Here is a 16,945-nt window from a genome sequence, read left to right on the forward strand (position 1 = left end):
CACAAATAGGGAAGGTTACAGAAGAGTCTGCAACAGCCACTTTCATCTGGGATTCGCAATTGATTGGCAGTACAAACAGCGGTCATGGCTACGACCAGGTAAATATAATATCATAAAAAAACCGCCACAAGTAATTTCCTGCGGCGGTTAAAAGTTTTTACTAAACAAATTCTATTTGAGAGATTTCGTCAGCAAAGTGATGTAATTCCCTTTTAATTTTATCTACTGTTTTTTTGCTAGGTTTTCTTCTACCTGTAACATAGTGGCTCAATTGTCCCTGATTTACACCTGTTAATTTCTCGATCCCTTCTACATTATCATTTTCTTTATAATCGTAAATTATAGCAACACTTTGTTTCGCTCTAGTGATTGCAACGTAATGTTTAGACAAAGTCGTTATAGCTAAGGAATCTCAATTTATTAACCATTTTATAAATCATTCTGTTGGGTAAATCAATACTCTATCGAAGTCCATACCTTTTGAACTACCATAGTTCATAACAGGATAATTGTGGTTAACTATTGCAGTACTGTTATATCGTAATTGCATAGGATTATATTTAAAAAGATTGTTGTCCGGTATGCCTATTAGACAAACTTCTATGAGTTAAAACAGGCTAACCTGCGTAACAATTTACTTCTTCAGAATATAGGCAAAACGCAACAAACTAGTGCAAGATGAAGTTTTATAAACTCATCAAGTGTCCACAAAGGAGTCGTTTTATGAGGTTGTCTAATAATCTTTATCTTGTTTTATTTATCCCAACAGTAAGGTTGATATGGCCTCTCATTCTTTAAAACCGAATATATAATATTTGATAGTTTTCTCGCAATTCTTATGATAGCTTCTTGCGGTTTCATTCGCTTTAAATAAGAGCTAAATGCCATTCCCAGTCCAATATCATTACGAGTGGCTTTCCATGAAGCTTCAACTATCATTGGGTCAAGTTGCTTATTGCCGCGAAAAGTTTTTCCTTCATTTGATTTCTTGTCCCCACTATTATGGCAAGTAGGGATTAATCCGAGATAATGTGCAAATTCTCTTTCATTGTGAAATCGATTAATATTGTAGATTTCAGTCAAAATGCACATGGAAACCTGAATCCCGATTCCTGGGATGCTCATTAACAAATCAAAACCTGATTTATATCTATCTGCTTGACTTAATTGGCGTATTGCTCTAGTAGCTTCTAATAGTGATTGACGGTTTATTTCTACTTGGCGTATCAGCAGGTCTAAGATCTCCTTTCCGTAATACTCTGGCTAATTTGACTGCATCAATACTATCGGTTTTCATCATTTCCTGATATTGCGTGGTAGGTATATCGGCCACATGTATTACAATACAATCGATGCCGAGATCTGTCAATGCATAATAAGTTGAGAAACCAGTGAAACCAGACTCATATACGGCATGATACTCGCCTTCAGGATAATGTTTTTTTAAAAATCAAAGAGCTCTTTTGCCGATTCTTTTTGAGGATACTTTTTCAAAAAGCCGGATTCTGTAAGGATTGCAACAACCCATGTTGTCTTGTGGACATCAATCCCGATGAAAATCTTTTGCCCTTTGAAACTAATTTTATTCTTTTGCATAGTGGTGCATATTTAGTTGAAATATTAATATCTGTTTCTTGGTCGTTACAAATATAATATCCAATTATTTATGCACCGATTTATTATCTCAAACCATGAAAAACACCGCGGAGGTCAGCCTGAGCGACTGGAGGCGCGAAGCCTCCAATGAGCGACATCCTGCATTGTTGTTTTGCATCCCATCTGCAAACATAGTAACTATTTATCCAGTGTAGTATCTAAAACAGCCACTGCTTTTACCTCATTTATTGCACTTATTTCATCATATAAAATCTCTTCTAAACCAATATTATCATACTCTTCAATTGTAATAACTAAAGAGTATGGGTGTTCAATATTTTCGGCGACAGACTTTTTTGTTAAACACCTTACCGCAATAGCAATTTCATTATTTATCTTGGTTAAATCATTCTTGACTAGCTATCTAACCTAAGTTCAATTTAGTCAATTTATTTGTAACACAATGATAATTTATTTAACTTTGTTTTTTAACTTATAATCAAATGAGATGAGAACAACAAAGTTAACAGAGGACTTCATCCGGATTTAAAAAAATAGTTATCCCTCACTTTTATGAAGACACATTTTTGGAGGGTTTAATTTCAACAATTAAGTTTGTAAACGATTATCTGAAGAAGAACAAAGAAATAGACTTGGAATATTTCATCACACTTCCATTGGCCTATGATATTATCCGAAATTTAACACCCTGTAAAGAGTTGTGGACTAAGGTTATATTTTTAATTTTCAGATTCACACCCAGCGATTTATCTCTCAGGCAAAGATACAAATAAACCTATGCCAATATACAAAAATTGTACGAAAATCTCATAAATTTGCATTTTTCAACCCTAATTTCTTTTCTTATAGCTTGTAGCGAACTTCGAAGGTGGAACGCCAAACTCCTTTTTAAAAACATTTGTGAAATACGACGGGCTCTCAATACCCACGGCATACATCGCCTCCTGAACAGAACAGTTTTTCTCACTAAGCAGTAAAGCTGCCTTGCGCAAACGGTAGTGCAGGACAAACTCAACAATAGATTTTCCGGTAAGCGACTTCAGCTTTGAATAGAGCTTGCTGCGACTCATCATCATTTCCCCGGCAATGGTGTTTACATCGAAATCAGACTGATCGATGTACCTGTCAATTATTTGGGCAATAGTCCGCAAAAACAGCTTGTCCTCATTATTGGCAGAGATATCCGATATATTGGCAAAATAGTTGTTCGCGTAATAATCCCTTAACTTCTTCTGACCCTCAAACACATTCGAGATGGTTGTCTTTAATAGTGTGAGATTTATGGGCTTTTCCAGGTATCTGTCGGCTCCCGACTCAGTTCCTTCAATCATGCTGTCCGTTCCAGTCTTAGCCGTGAGCATGATAAAGGGAATATGCGAGGTTTCTATATTTTCTTTAATGATTTTGCAAAAAGCGACACCATCTAGGTTGGGCATCATGATATCACTGACAATCATATCTACGCTCTCTTTATCAAGAAACTCAAGTGCCTCCCTGCCATCAGCAAAATCAACCACATGGTAGAGCTCCTCGAGAGATGACTTGATGATCATCCTGAAGTCGGTGTTATCCTCAACAATCAATATCCGTTTCACATCTCCATCAGCCGGATAATGGTGCTGACTCTCATTCAGCAACCCCTCATCCATTTCTGAAGCGACGGTCGCCGGTACCCCGGCATGAGCAACATTTTTTTCTTCTATCTCCCCCGGCTTACAGGAAGAGTAGCTTGCCAAAAAGCTAAGGACAAAATCGGTACCTACACCCCGCTGACTATAAATTGCAATACTTCCACGATGTATCATGACTAGGTTTTTAACTAATGCCAGTCCGATACCCGCCCCAAGATGTTTTTTCTTATCCAGTGTCTCCACGCGATAGTAACGGTCAAAGACCTTATCTATCGACTCTTTCGAAATACCCGCACCAGTATCGCTCAGCACAATCTGAAAGGTGTTTTTGCCATATTGCGGGCCGGCCTTTACATCGGGACCGCTTTGCACCGGAGGATTATAATCCGCACTGGACAGTTTCGAATAATCAGGTGACTCAATACAGTATGAGTCCTTATAGACCGACCGGAAGCCGCCCCTGCAAGCAATTAGCCGTATTCTCCCTTTCATTCCGGTATATTTGAATGCATTGTCAAGCAGGTTCATAATAATCTTCTCCATCACCTTCCGATCAAAAGGCACACTCTCCAGCTCCTTCTCGTCAGCTTCGACAATAAACTCAATTTCCTTGTTCAGGGCATACTCGCTGAATTCTGAAGCAATGTCGCGGATAAATTTGTTCAGGTCACCAAGGCCTACCTTCAACTCTATTGTATTGCTCTGCACCTTCCTGAACATAAGAATATCGTTCAGCAACCGCATCAGTCGCTCCGAATTGCTGTTAAGTATATTATAGTAATACTCTTTCATTCCCTCTTCTTTCATTCGGTTGGTAGTAGCCATAATCAGAGAGAGAGGCGTTTTCAGGTCGTGCGAGATATTAGTGAAGAACTGCAACTGCTCTTTGTGAATCTCCTCTTTCTTCTCCTTCTCAAGCCGGTCTATCTGTAACTGAAGCTCCAGCTGTTTTCGGTTTCTGTAAGCTTTTACAAAATAGAATATTATAATAACAATGGCACCAAAATATAAGGCTATGGCTGCCATACTTGCCCATGGCGCTTTTTTGCGGACAATTTTTACTGTTGAGACAGCGCCCCATACACCATCGTTGTTGGCTGCCTGCACTTCAAAAAAATAGGTCCCCGGAGGCATGCTTGTATATTGTATCAACCTGTTTTGTGCATCATTCACTGACCAACGGTCATCAAAATTCCTCAGTCTGTACCTGAACTGGTTCTTGCCAGGTGTAAGATAGTTGTCGGAAGAGACCTCAAACCCGAAATTCAGTTGCCTGTAATTAAGCACAATCTCCGGGGGATTGTCCGGTGAGCGCGGCTCCTTATGGTAGAGATCAGGTGAAACAACCTCGTTATCGATATAGAAATCACAGAATATGACCTTAGGCTTTGCCGGATTACTGCTTATTTTTTTCGGATTGACCATGGTAAAGCCTCTCGTACCACCAAAATAGAGTATCCCCTTGCTATCTTTCATTGTCGCCAGCGGGTAATAGATATCTCCCTGGGTGCCATCGGCCTCTTTAAAGGCTGAACAGTGGCGTGCCCCAACATCAAAAAGGAACAAACCATCGTTCGTTCCCAGCCACAGGGCATTATTGCTATAGATTATTGAATAGGTCTCCGCGATATGGCTATTCATGATATCAGAAAATGAGAAAAAAATCTCCTCTTCGGGATTAAACCGTATCACCTCGTTCCCCGACATGCCGATCCAGAGGTTGCCGTAATCATCAGAACAGATTGCTGATGCCGATGAACCGTTTTCCGAAGGAATAGGGTACTCTTTAAACCTTTTCGTCTCAATATTCATCCGGTAAAGAAAGTGGGAGGTGACAAACCATATTTTCTTGTCCCTACCCCGGCAAATATCATATATGTAATCCCTTCTCATATCCTGCGGCTTTTCAGGCGTGAAATGAGAGAAAGACCTCTCCTGAAAAGAGAAAAACGATATGGTAGCAGAATGCTCCTGGTAAACAACCCAGAGCCCGGAGTCCGGCTCAAGAATAATTTTTCTAATATTGTTTGATAAGGGCCCACTCACCTTCTCCCCATCATTAAGATAGTGAATAAACCTCCGTTTATCAGGGTCATAACAGTTCAGCCCGCCTCTAAAGGTCGATATCCACATGTTCCCGTTACTGTCTTTCACCATTGCCTTGGTATTGCTGCTCGACAAGCTGTTCTCCTTATCTATATGATCCAGATAGTAGAAACGACACTCTTTTATGTCGTAAATATTTATGCCGCCACCTTCAGTTGATATCCACAGCTTATCCTCCCCGGCAAATTCAAAACCGCTTACGGGTGCCTTATTCAGCCCATCCGAAGAGACAAGAAAAGTATCGAAAATCTTCTGTTCACCGGGATTAACATAAGCAACCGACCCCATATAGGTGCCCAGCCATATATTACTGTTGTTGTCTTTCACTATAGTCCACACAGAGCTGTTAGGAATACTGAACAGGTCATCACCTCGGTGCCGGTATATTTTCATCTCCTTGCTATGAGGAGTGAAAACATATAGCCCATTCATTGTGCCGACCCATACCGACTCATCGTCGTGGACATAGAGGCATCTGATCCTTAGCCCCTCTTCCTGTGTATATTTATACCGATAGTTTATCCGGTAGGTCTGCAGGTCTATCCTGAATAGCTCGAAAGCACTGCTAAGGATCCACATCTCATCATCGTTTATCTCAATACCCACTATATGATCGTGCCCCAACTCGGAGTTAATGTTGAAGCAGCTTTCAATCTCATCGCTTACCCGGTTATAACGATAGATCTGCCCAAAAGAGGATGATAGGTACAATCCATTTCCTTCTTCGCTGAAAAGCCGTCTGCCAATAGGCAACTTTCTCTCTTTGAAAGAAGGATAAACCGCGTTGAGCTCATCATCAAGGTAGGCCGGCCCGTTCTGATCAGTAAACCAGATAATATCGCGGCTGTCGATAAAAATATTGTTCGGCAGGAAGTTATATAGTGGTGCAAAATTGTCTGAACGGCTGTCAAAACGATATATCCCCTTCGATGTGGCCACATGCAATCTACCCTCACTGTTTACGGCCATATTGTTGAAATAATAATTTGTGGTATCTTTACCGTTTACAAAATTGGCCTTGTACGATTTGTAACTATACCCATCGAAACGGAACAGGTTATTATCCAGCAGTATCCAAATAAATCCATGACCATCCTGTTTAATGTCGATAACACCGTCAAAGCTCAATCCATCTTTAGGCGAGAGGGTGTGGAATTTTAAATCAGCCCCTTCACAGATAAATGCATTGTACAACATCAACAAGAAAAACATCAGTACAATTCTCATGATCAGTAATAAAAAAGATAAAATCGACTTACAACAGCTTATCAAATAGCAAAGTTAGAAAAAACTACCATTCTCGTACAATGAAAGGATAAAGAGTGCTGTGGAAAGTCATTTCCAGCAAAACTTCTGACGAAAAGAGCAAATGAGAACCCACTCTACTGCATACATTTGCCGGTGAAATACAAATAACTCGCGATGAAGGTTTTTTATCTTTTGATCCCGTTTTTTATATGCACCTCCTGCCTGAAAAAAAATAATTGTTACTCTCTCAACAATAAAGCAGAGGTGGCCGAAGCACTGAACAGGGTAGCTGACTGGCAAATAGACAACTTCAGCTATGAAACATCGGGCAACCTGCACGATTACGGGATTGGAGCATGGGGCAACAGCGTATTTTATCTGGGGCTTACACACTGGGCCTCACTCTCCGGCAAGGGAGAACAATATTACAACTGGCTTTATAACGAGGTGGGTAAGGAGAGCAGCTGGCAGATTCCGGCAAATTTCATCTCCTACCCGCGATATGGAATATACCATGCAGATGAGTTATGTATAGCTCAGTTTTATTTTGAAATGTATAAAAAATACCGGGAACCACTAATGATTGAGTCAACAAAAAAAAGGCTCAAAGATATTGTCAGCGGATCTCCCGACAGAGATATGTCGCACCGTAACAAACAGACATGGACGTGGTGCGATGCTCTTTTTATGGCGCCACCCGCCTACCTCTCAATGGGATTACTTGAAAACGATACGTCATATATCAATTTTATGGACAGGAGCTACCGGGCTACATATAATCATCTCTTCGACAGGGAAGAAAGTCTTTTCTACAGAGACGACAGCTATCTTGGCAAGAGGGAGGTGAACGGTGAGAAGATCTTCTGGGGCAGAGGTAACGGGTGGGTAATAGCGGGAATTGCCAATCTCCTGAAAAACATGCCCGGTGACTACCCGGAACGGCAATTCTATACCGGACTGTTCAAGGCAATGGCCAGCAGGCTTGTAGAGCTTCAGCACGAAGAGGGATACTGGCATGCCAGCCTGCTCGACCCGGAAAGCTACCCCTCGCCGGAGACAAGTGCTACCTCGCTTATAGCCTATGCCCTGGCATATGGGATAAATAGCGGTATACTTGATGAACAGCAATACCTGGAACCGCTTGAATGTGCCTGGAACTCGCTTCTGGCGTCAGTTGAAGAGGACGGGAAATTATGTTGGGTACAGCCTATCGGTGCCGATCCAAAGAAGGTGACGAGGGAGATGACGTCTGACTATGGAGTTGGCGCTTTCCTTATGGCTGGATCGGAAATATTTAAAATGAAAAACTTTTAACATTACCAGACACAGTATGTGGTTTTATTCACGTAACAGACATATACTTCTCCTCTATCTCTTTCTGATTAGTGGATCGATGCTCTTTGGCAGGGAGGTTGCCTGCTTTAACGATGGGTGGGTGTTTAAAAAAGGGCCGTTATCAGGTAACAGCCTGTCGCTTATCCAGGACCCAACCTTGGGGCATTGGCAGGAAGTATCTATTCCGCACACTTGGAATGCAGTTGACATGCAACAGAACAGTGCCAACATCACTGAATTCAGGAATCCGCAAAGCCGGTTCTATACAGGTGACGCCTTGTACAGGAAGAGCTTCACCCCGGATATCAGCATGAAAGAGAAACGGGTCTTCCTCAGGTTCGAAGGTGTAGGCACGGTAGCCGAGGTATATGTAAACAATCAGTTTTCGGGGCGCCACAAAGGTGCTTACTCAGCCTTTGTTACAGAGATAACCCGCTTGTTAAGCTTTGAAGGAGAGAACGAAATTATTGTAAAGGTAAGCAACGAGCCTCGTGCCGACGTGATCCCGGTAAACAACGTACTCTTCGGCGTTTACGGGGGTATCTACCGCGATATTCAGATTATCACTACCGGCAAGGTGAATATTGCCGTAACTGATTATGCATCGCCAGGTATATATATCAGTCAGGAGAATGTTTCCCGCGAAAGCGCAGATGCCTGTATCACAGTAAAAATCGAGAACAAAACTACCGCCCACAAGGAGATCGAGTTGGTCAACGAAATCTACGACTCAGCCAACAGGCTCAAAGTAAAAAAGATGAAAAAATTTAACGCTTCGCCACAGGGTCGCCAGCTTGTCACACAGAGGTTAAAGGTCGAAAGCCCCAGGCTCTGGCAGGGGGTTGAGGATCCCTATTTGTACAAGTCGGTAACCCAGCTGATAGTTGACGGTGAGGTTGTTGACGAGGTGGTGCAGCCGGTCGGATTCCGGTCCTTCGAGTTCCGGCAGGGCGATGGTTTCTATCTGAACGGGAAAAAGTATCCTATGTACGGAGTCTGCAGGCATCAGGACTGGTTGGACAAAGGCAGCGCATTAACTACCAGGGAGCATGATGCCGACCTGGCACTGATAAAAGAGATAGGGGCAACAACTGTGCGGCTGGCCCATTACCAGCAGGCGGAATATGTCTACTCAAAATGCGACAGCATTGGACTGCTGGTCTGGGCGGAGATACCCTTTGTAAATGAAGTAACCACTCACGAAACCGAGAATGCCATGCAGCAGATGAAGGAGCTGATACGGCAAAACTACAACCACCCCAGCATCTTTATCTGGGGATTGCATAACGAGGTTTATTCGCCGTTCGAACAGACTATCCCGCTTACGGAGATGTTGCACGACCTGGCAAAAAGTGAAGATCCCGGCCGCTACACAGTGTCGGTCAGCGGCTACAACAACATCAATGCCACCGCGAACAATAATGCCGACATACAGGGTATTAACCACTATTTCGGCTGGTACGGTGGCAAAATAAGTGATATTGAAGAGTGGGCAGAAAAAATAGAAAGGGAGTATCCGCATCATAAAGTGATATTTTCGGAATATGGCGGAGAGGCCAATATCGAACACCAGAAAGAGGATGTTGGTGAGATCGGCGACTGCTGCGGGTTCAACAGAAAATATAATGAGACCTGGGGGACAAAATTCCATGAGATACAGTGGGGTGTGATTGCCAGACACCCCTACCTGCTGGCATCATACATCTGGAATATGTTCGACTTTGCCACCCCCATGTCGGCACAGGGTGGTGTCTACTCACGCAACATGAAAGGGCTGGTCACATTCGACAGGAAAGTAAAAAAAGATCCTTTTTACTGGTACAAGGCCAACTGGAGCAGAGAGCCGGTCTTATATCTCACGCAACGAAGGGCAGCCATCCGTGAGAACGAGATTACCACCGTGACTGTCTATTCCAATATCGGCACGCCTGAATTAACACTAAACGGTGAGGAGATATCAGACTGGTCTATTGGCACCACCTCCGTCCATTACATATTCAATAAAGTTCAGCTAAAGGAAGGCGAAAATATAATTGAAGCAAGAGCAATGAAAGATGGCAAAGAGTATACCGATAAAATAATATGGTACTATTCAGCTGAAAACAGAAAAAATGGTAACAACCAGAATGATAACAAACCTAAAGAAAGGGGAGGTGAACATATCGGGTTGTAATAATACGTGACATGCAGTTTTGAATACTCTGATAAATGATTACACATCAGGAAAATGCAAATACTTTATAATGAATAATTTAACTTTAGAAAATGTATGCAAATGAAACATTTAATTTTTTTCGTACTTATCGCCTTTTCACTCTCTTTCATGGCAAGCTGCGACAGCAGTGAGGTTGTGGAGGGTGTGGATAACGGTGGTATTTTTGTCACCAACGCTTCAGAAAATGAGCTGAATGTAAAGTCAACAGAGACGTTAAAGGTGGAATATAAACTATTTCCAAGAGAGGGGACTACCGCTAACAATTACAACCAGGTCACTTTCTCGAGCAGCGACCCCTCTATTTTCGAGGTAAACAGTGAAGGGGTAATAACAGGCATGAAAAACGGAACAGCCAGGCTGATCATTTCTGCCTCATCGCCAGCAACAGACGGCAGTAAGGAGTACACGGTCATGGGAAGCTGTGTGGTAAGGGTAACCGGGCAGGTCCGGGTCCAGAAGATTGAGCTTGACCCAAGCATAGAGGAGATTCGGATTAATGTGAACGAATCAGCAGAATTTCAGATCAAACCATCCTACTTTACTGTTTATCCGGATAATGCATTGATAAAAGATGTCGTTTTTGCATCTTCAAATTCCGACATTGCCTATGTTGAACCGAACGGACTTATCAGGGCGGTCAGCGGAGGTGTTGTCACAATCTCAATAATGAGCACCGATGGGAGCAATGTAAAGGCTGAGATGACGGTCAAAGTGCTGGCGCCTGTCTTTACATGGTACCTTGAAGAGCGCAGGTCTTTTGAATTCGATTATGAGCCGGGACTCATTAAATATCCTCTCAATGCCGATGGTGCTTACGGTAACGACTGGAATCTGCTGATCGATGAGGGCAGCGTATGGCAGGCTTCTTTCATCAGCATGAGCAAGCCTGGAAGAGCCATGGCTCCGGGAGCAACTGTTGGCGACATATTCATACCTGTAGATATGAAGCAGACGCTGAAATTCAATCAGATTTTCCTCAGGCACCGCTCCACAAACACATTTGCACGCTTGCGAATATGGGAATTCGACCTACTGGGAAGTGATAACGGTACGGACTTCTACCCGTTGGAAGAGGGTATAATTGTCCCTGGTGCCAAAATCGATGGTGCAGCGAATGTTGATGCTACCATACTCCTCAATAACACATATACCAAGAGGTATATAAGGATTGTACCTGTCGACTGGGACAAGAGTGCCGGCAACACAATGCAGGTGTCGGATCTTAAAATCGGGTATGATGAGAGCAGAGATCCCGATTTTGGCAAATAATTTCACAGGAATAGAATAAAACAGATTATAATATGAACAAAAAAATATACATTTCCACTTTATTGGTGTTCCTATGTGCCTTTGTTTTCTCACTCCCGGCAACAGGACAGGAGAACAGTGTAAAGGTAACGGGCAAAATCACCGATAGGTACACATCGGAACCTATTATCGGTGCAACCATCATGATAAAGAACACAGTGACCGGCACCGTAAGTGATGTTGACGGGAATTACCTTATTAATGTTCCTGTTGGCAACACACTTGAGGTCCGCTATATAGGTTACAACTCTGTTGAGAGGATTATAGATGGCTCTGCCAACATCATCAACATTGAGATGGACGAAACCGATGTCGATCTCGAAGAGGTGGTGGTTATCGGATATGGGCAGCAGCGCAAAGAGAGCGTGGTGTCATCCATCAGCTCTGTGACAAGCAAGGAGTTGAGCTTTCCCAACAGGAACCTTACAACAAATATTGCGGGACAGGTGGCCGGTATAATCGCTGTACAGCGCAGCGGTGAGCCGGGCAACGACGACGCCAGCTTCTGGATTCGTGGCGTAAGCTCATTCGCCGGTGGCAACAACCCGCTCATCCTGGTCGACGGTATACCTCGCTCAATGAGTGATATCGATGTGGACGAGATTGAGCAGTTTAGCATCCTCAAAGATGCTGCGGCAACAGCTGTGTACGGTGCAGAGGGTGCCAACGGTGTTATACTTATTACCACCAAGCGTGGTGCCGCCCAGAAAACCCGGATCAATGTAAATGCACAATACGGAGTAGTTACTCCTCAGCGGATGCCTCAGCTGCTTAACTCTTACGATTACCTTTCAATGTACAACGAGGGCCTGTGGAACAGCGCGGGTAACCCCGGCAAGTTCGAAGATTATGAAGGTATCTACTCAAAGGAGGTGCTGCAGATGTTCAAGACATGTGCCGACCCCGACCTATATCCTTCGGTAAACTGGATGGACCTACTGAGGGACCGGACCAATAATCAAAGAATAACAATCAACCTGAGAGGTGGCAACGAGAGGGCAAAATTCTTTGTCTCGGGTGCCTACTTTTCCGAATCGGGTATTTTCAACTCCAATCCCATTGAGGAGTATGATGCCAATATCGGATTGAACAGGTACAATATCCGGTCTAATATCGATCTCAAAGTCACTGAAACTACACAGCTGTCACTTGATATCAGCGGTCAGTATATGGAAAGGAATAACCCTGGAAATAGCTCAGATGCGATCTTCAGCGCTCTTACACTTTTCCCGGTGCATCATATACCAATGTACTACTCAGATGGAACGGCATCAGATCATAAGCTTGCCGCGTGGGACCGCTATAATCCATACAACCTACTCAACCATTCGGGATACCAGCGTACCTGGAACAGTCAGATGCAGAGCAGGCTTGCCATTGAGCAGCGACTCGACTTTATCACCAAAGGGCTGTATGCTAAGGGTATCATTAGCTTCGACTCCGACTTTAGCTCGGGAATGAAGAGAACCAAGAGTGCCAAGACCTACAACGCCATAGGCCGCGAAGAAAGCGGCAACCTGATAAAGAATATTATCAGCGAAGGGAGCAACCTCAGCGACCCCGCCTCAATAACTAACAGCGGTTCAAAGAAGATTTACCTTGAAGCATCATTGAACTACAACCGCCTGTTCAACAATCATAACGTAACGGGACTGCTGCTCTTCAATCAGAAAGAGAGGCAGACACAGATCGGGAGCGGGATAAACCTGCTGCCCTACAGGAAGCAGAATATTGTTGGACGTGTAGCTTATGAGTACGACTCCAGGTATATGCTTGAAGCGAGCTTCGGTGCTACCGGAAGTGAAAACTTTATGGAAGGGAACAGGTGGGGTGTCTTCCCCTCTGTCGGGGGAGCATGGTATGTCTCTCACGAAGATTTCATGACAAAGTATCATGATATCCTTAGCAAAATGAAATTAAGAGTATCATATGGTATTGCAGGCAACGATGTGGTGGGGGGCAACAGGTTTACCTACAGGGAACAGCTGCAGAGAGGCGACAGCTACAGCTATGGAATCAACCTTGGTGATGGCGGCGGCCCCTCCAACGGCTCCGGAAGCAGCTGGGTGGAGTATCTTTTTGCGGCTCCCAACCTGACCTGGGAGACGGAGTCGAAGTTCAACGCCGGGGTCGATTTCGGGTTCCTCCGTGGGCGTATAGACATTGCTTTCGATTATTTTCAAAATACCAGAAAGGATATCCTTATGCAGCGTGTCACCATCCCGTCTGCCACAGGGTTCAGACAAAACCCATACCAGAATTTTGGTAAGACCGAAAGCAAGGGGTTCGAGAGTGCGTTGATACTGAAGCAGAATTTCGGTAAACTTAACATCACCGCTCGAGGAAATATGACACTTGCACAGAACAAAGTGCTGGAAAGAGATGAGATTCCACAGATGTATGATTATATGAATGCCAGCGGCCGCCCCATAAATCAGCCACGACTGTTCATAGCAGACGGGCTCTATACCAACGACGATTTCGATATTTTGGACCGTCACAACGGCGGCTACAGTTACGTGCTCAAGGAGAATATGCCCAAACCGGCGGCTAATGTATCGCCGGGCGATATAAAATACCGCGACCTTAATGGCGACGGAATTATCGACTCCATGGACAGAACCTATCTCAACGGTATGTATCCTTCCGTTCCTCAGATGGTATACGGTTTCGGGCTGAATGCCGATTACCAGAACTTCTCGGCAGGAATATTTTTTCAGGGTGTAGGGCGCACCTCGGCCAACCTGCTGACTAAAACATCGAATTTCATACCGTTTCATAACGGGGTGGACAATAACTCTGCAAGGCTAGAGGCGCTGGACAGATGGAGTGCCGCCGATCCCTACAACCAGGATGTGCTGCATCCCAGGGTGCACGAGGCCCGTTTCGATCACAACCTTGAACCAAGCACATGGTGGTACAAGGATGCTTCGTTCCTGAGACTAAAGAATGTTGAGTTCTCATACCTCATGGATAAAAAAGCAGCTCAAAGGGTTATGGCAGACAGGATAAGGCTGTTCATACAGGGGATGAACCTGCATGTGTGGGATAAAATAAAATACTGGGATCCCGAACTTGGCGGAGCCAATTCAGGGGCAAGGTATCCGCTAGCGGGGACCTGGACATTTGGCATGGAATTCACTTTTTAATATATAATTGATTATGAAAGATATAAAACTAATACATAAACTATTCATATCTCTTGCCCTTATCTTTGCTTTAGGTGGGTGTGAGTACCTGGATGTGGACAAGGAACTGGCAGAAAATGTTACCATAGAGGAAGTTTTCAAGAATCCTAACTACACCAAGCAATGGTATGCAGAGGTATACCAGTGCATTCCCAACTACTCTGAAATGGGGCTGTACGCTACTGACGGTTTTAAGGGGATATGGAGTATTCTGTCGGGAGATGTCACCACCGCCCGCGGTCCCGGTTTATCGGCAATGACCTCGGGATTCAATGCCGAGAGTGCGCAATTCCACAAATGGTGGTCGCTCTATAAGGTGATCCGCCAGGGACAGATATTTTTGGCTATGGCACCCGAATCGATGGGCAACCCTGCTGATGCTACATATATCAGCCAGACCGAGATGAACAGGATGAAAGAAGAGGTGAAGTATTTCATTGCCTACAGCTACTTCCAGCTCTTCGAGCTCTACGGGCCCGTCCCCATAGCAGATGAGCTGGCCGATCCCACCGATCCCGGTATCGACTACGCACGGGCGCCGCTCGATGAACTGATAAACTACATCGATATGCTACTTGAGGAGGTGATTAACTCAGGCAATCTGCCTGAATCAAACTTCCGTAACCAATCTGACAGCAACCCAACCAACAGATATGTGCTTGATCAGATTGCACGTCCCACAAAAACGGCAGCACTGGCTCTTCGTGCCAGGCTGTGGGTATATGCTGCATCTCCTCTTTTCAACGGTGGATTCCAGGAAGCTCTCTCCGTCACCAATAACGACGGTACCCGCCTGTTTCCCGACTACGACCCCGCCAAGTGGGTAACAGCCAGGAAACATTTGGAGGCACTGCTGAGCTATGTTGAATCGAAAGGCTACTCATTGCATGTAATCAGAGACGACAATGGCGAGATCAACCCTCACGAGTCCATATACCGGCTGTATCAGGATTTCACCGATGAGATATTGTGGGCCACCGGGGTAAACAACTTCCGCCATGTAACACTCGATATGGAACCTCGCACCACACCCCGTGATGTTGCCACCGGCAGCTTTGGCAACGTGGGGCTGTTCCAGGAAGGTGTAGATGCGTTCTTCATGGCAAACGGGCTTGAAATCACCGATCCCAACTCAGGTTACACCTCCGCTGGTTTTTCAAAGGTGAGAAACTACACCCGCATGAATGTGAAGGAAGAGAAATACGATGAGCATATAAGCAACATGTATGCAAACAGGGAACCCCGCTTCTACCAGTCGGTCATCTACGAGGGAAGAAGCTGGTACCAGGATGTCACCACAAACAAGCTGGGCAACAATTACCGGGTGTTCTTCAGCCGTGGCGGTGGTGCAGACAATACATCACAGGAGAATCCCCGCACGGGATACATGCTGAACAAGTTCAAAAACAGGAATCTGCTCAACCAGGGCACCAACCTAAAACAGTGGGGGCGCCCCTGGATACTGTTCAGACTCGCCGATTTTTATCTCTACTATGCAGAGGTGTTGAACGAGATCGATCCAAACAACCCGCTTATAATCGACTACCTCGACAAAGTAAGGGAGCGCGCTGGGATACCCGGGTACAGGCAGCTTGCAGAAGAGGGTAAAAAAGATATTATTGGCAACCGTGAACTTCAGCGTGAAGCTATTCAGAAAGAGCGCCGTGTGGAACTATTTGCCGAAGGGAACCGCTACTTCGATATCAGGAGGTGGATGACTGCCGATATATCCGATGGTCCCGATCAGCAGCTGGTATTCACCGGAATGAATATGAATGTGCCTGCCGCGAAATGGGATAGCGCCGGGAGGTTCGAAAGCTATCTCAACAATTACGGTCCCGGAAGCTATTACGAAAGAACAGTAATTGAGAACAGAGCCTGGAGAAGAGCCATGTTGTTCTACCCAGTACCCTACAACGAGATACAGAAGAGCCGTTTACTCGTACAGAACCCGCTGTGGTAAGCAGTAAAATGCAATAATTTATAAAATCATATAAAAGGGGTTGCTCGGGCAACTCCTTTTCAAACGTTTATTATTATGATACAATTATGGATGAAATATTGTCTTTTAGTCACGTTCTTGTTCTCATTTCTTGGGTGCAGCGACGATAATCCCGAAGACAAGCCCGTTGATGTTGGCGAGAAGTTTCTCCGGCTGGCCGACAGCTCAATGTCAACCATTGAGTTCGCCCACACTGCGGGAAAGCAGAAGGTTTTCTACGAAACAGATATCGAAGAAACCATCTACACCTCAATCACAGCCGTTGTTGAAGGCACCGCCGGTTCATGGTGCAAGG

10 protein-coding genes are annotated in these 16,945 nt (G+C 44.6%); 6 read left to right on the forward strand and 4 right to left on the reverse strand.

The window, feature by feature from the left end:
• Window positions 1-160: 160 nt before the first annotated feature.
• The 4 genes from B3Z75_RS10090 to B3Z75_RS10110 form a co-directional block, all read right to left on the reverse strand.
• A complete protein-coding gene (locus B3Z75_RS10090) occupies window positions 161-391 on the reverse strand; it encodes a helix-turn-helix domain-containing protein (protein WP_294071115.1) in 231 nt (76 codons plus the stop codon).
• A gap of 362 nt (window positions 392-753) precedes the next feature.
• Entirely contained in the window at window positions 754-1,125 is a 372-nt protein-coding gene (locus B3Z75_RS10095; protein WP_286844597.1) for a transposase, read from the reverse strand.
• A gap of 318 nt (window positions 1,126-1,443) precedes the next feature.
• Window positions 1,444-1,596: a hypothetical protein gene (locus B3Z75_RS10105; protein ID WP_286844602.1), complete on the reverse strand. Its 153-nt coding sequence runs from the start codon at window positions 1,594-1,596 to the stop codon at window positions 1,444-1,446.
• An 851-nt stretch (window positions 1,597-2,447) separates the two neighbouring features.
• Window positions 2,448-6,581, reverse strand: coding sequence for a hybrid sensor histidine kinase/response regulator transcription factor (locus tag B3Z75_RS10110; protein WP_294071123.1), 4,134 nt, complete (start codon window positions 6,579-6,581; stop codon window positions 2,448-2,450).
• 195 nt (window positions 6,582-6,776) lie between these two features.
• On the opposite strand from B3Z75_RS10110, the gene B3Z75_RS10115 reads away from it, so the two are divergent.
• The 6 genes from B3Z75_RS10115 to B3Z75_RS10140 all read left to right on the forward strand — a co-directional run.
• A complete protein-coding gene (locus B3Z75_RS10115) occupies window positions 6,777-7,916 on the forward strand; it encodes a glycoside hydrolase family 88/105 protein (RefSeq protein ID WP_286844606.1) in 1,140 nt (379 codons plus the stop codon).
• Between the two features lie 16 nt (window positions 7,917-7,932).
• Window positions 7,933-10,110 carry a glycoside hydrolase family 2 protein gene (locus B3Z75_RS10120; RefSeq protein WP_286845594.1) on the forward strand — a complete coding sequence of 726 codons (2,178 nt, stop codon included), beginning with the start codon at window positions 7,933-7,935 and terminating at the stop codon, window positions 10,108-10,110.
• A gap of 102 nt (window positions 10,111-10,212) precedes the next feature.
• The gene (locus B3Z75_RS10125; RefSeq protein ID WP_294071129.1) at window positions 10,213-11,421 is read left to right on the forward strand and encodes an Ig-like domain-containing protein; all 1,209 of its coding nucleotides are present in this window, start codon (window positions 10,213-10,215) and stop codon (window positions 11,419-11,421) included.
• A gap of 32 nt (window positions 11,422-11,453) precedes the next feature.
• Entirely contained in the window at window positions 11,454-14,609 is a 3,156-nt protein-coding gene (locus tag B3Z75_RS10130; protein ID WP_286849167.1) for a SusC/RagA family TonB-linked outer membrane protein, read from the forward strand.
• 13 nt (window positions 14,610-14,622) lie between these two features.
• Window positions 14,623-16,611, forward strand: a complete 1,989-nt coding sequence (locus B3Z75_RS10135) for a RagB/SusD family nutrient uptake outer membrane protein (protein ID WP_286845589.1) — start codon at window positions 14,623-14,625, stop codon at window positions 16,609-16,611.
• 75 nt (window positions 16,612-16,686) lie between these two features.
• On the forward strand, window positions 16,687-16,945 hold a 259-nt coding region (locus tag B3Z75_RS10140), incomplete at its 3' end, for a hypothetical protein (protein ID WP_294071137.1).

It is taken from the genome of Proteiniphilum sp. UBA1028 (genome assembly GCF_002316955.1).
Lineage (GTDB): Bacteria > Bacteroidota > Bacteroidia > Bacteroidales > Dysgonomonadaceae > Proteiniphilum.

Excerpts from the sequence above, each read along its gene's own strand:
- B3Z75_RS10095 (WP_286844597.1), bottom strand. The coding sequence starts at position 1,125 with ATGAGCATCCCAGGAATCGGGATTCAGGTTTCCATGTGCATTTTGACT.
- B3Z75_RS10105 (WP_286844602.1), bottom strand. The coding sequence starts at position 1,596 with ATGCAAAAGAATAAAATTAGTTTCAAAGGGCAAAAGATTTTCATCGGG.
- B3Z75_RS10110 (WP_294071123.1), bottom strand. The coding sequence starts at position 6,581 with ATGAGAATTGTACTGATGTTTTTCTTGTTGATGTTGTACAATGCATTT.
- B3Z75_RS10115 (WP_286844606.1), top strand. The coding sequence starts at position 6,777 with ATGAAGGTTTTTTATCTTTTGATCCCGTTTTTTATATGCACCTCCTGC.
- B3Z75_RS10120 (WP_286845594.1), top strand. The coding sequence starts at position 7,933 with ATGTGGTTTTATTCACGTAACAGACATATACTTCTCCTCTATCTCTTT.
- B3Z75_RS10125 (WP_294071129.1), top strand. The coding sequence starts at position 10,213 with ATGAAACATTTAATTTTTTTCGTACTTATCGCCTTTTCACTCTCTTTC.
- B3Z75_RS10130 (WP_286849167.1), top strand. The coding sequence starts at position 11,454 with ATGAACAAAAAAATATACATTTCCACTTTATTGGTGTTCCTATGTGCC.
- B3Z75_RS10135 (WP_286845589.1), top strand. The coding sequence starts at position 14,623 with ATGAAAGATATAAAACTAATACATAAACTATTCATATCTCTTGCCCTT.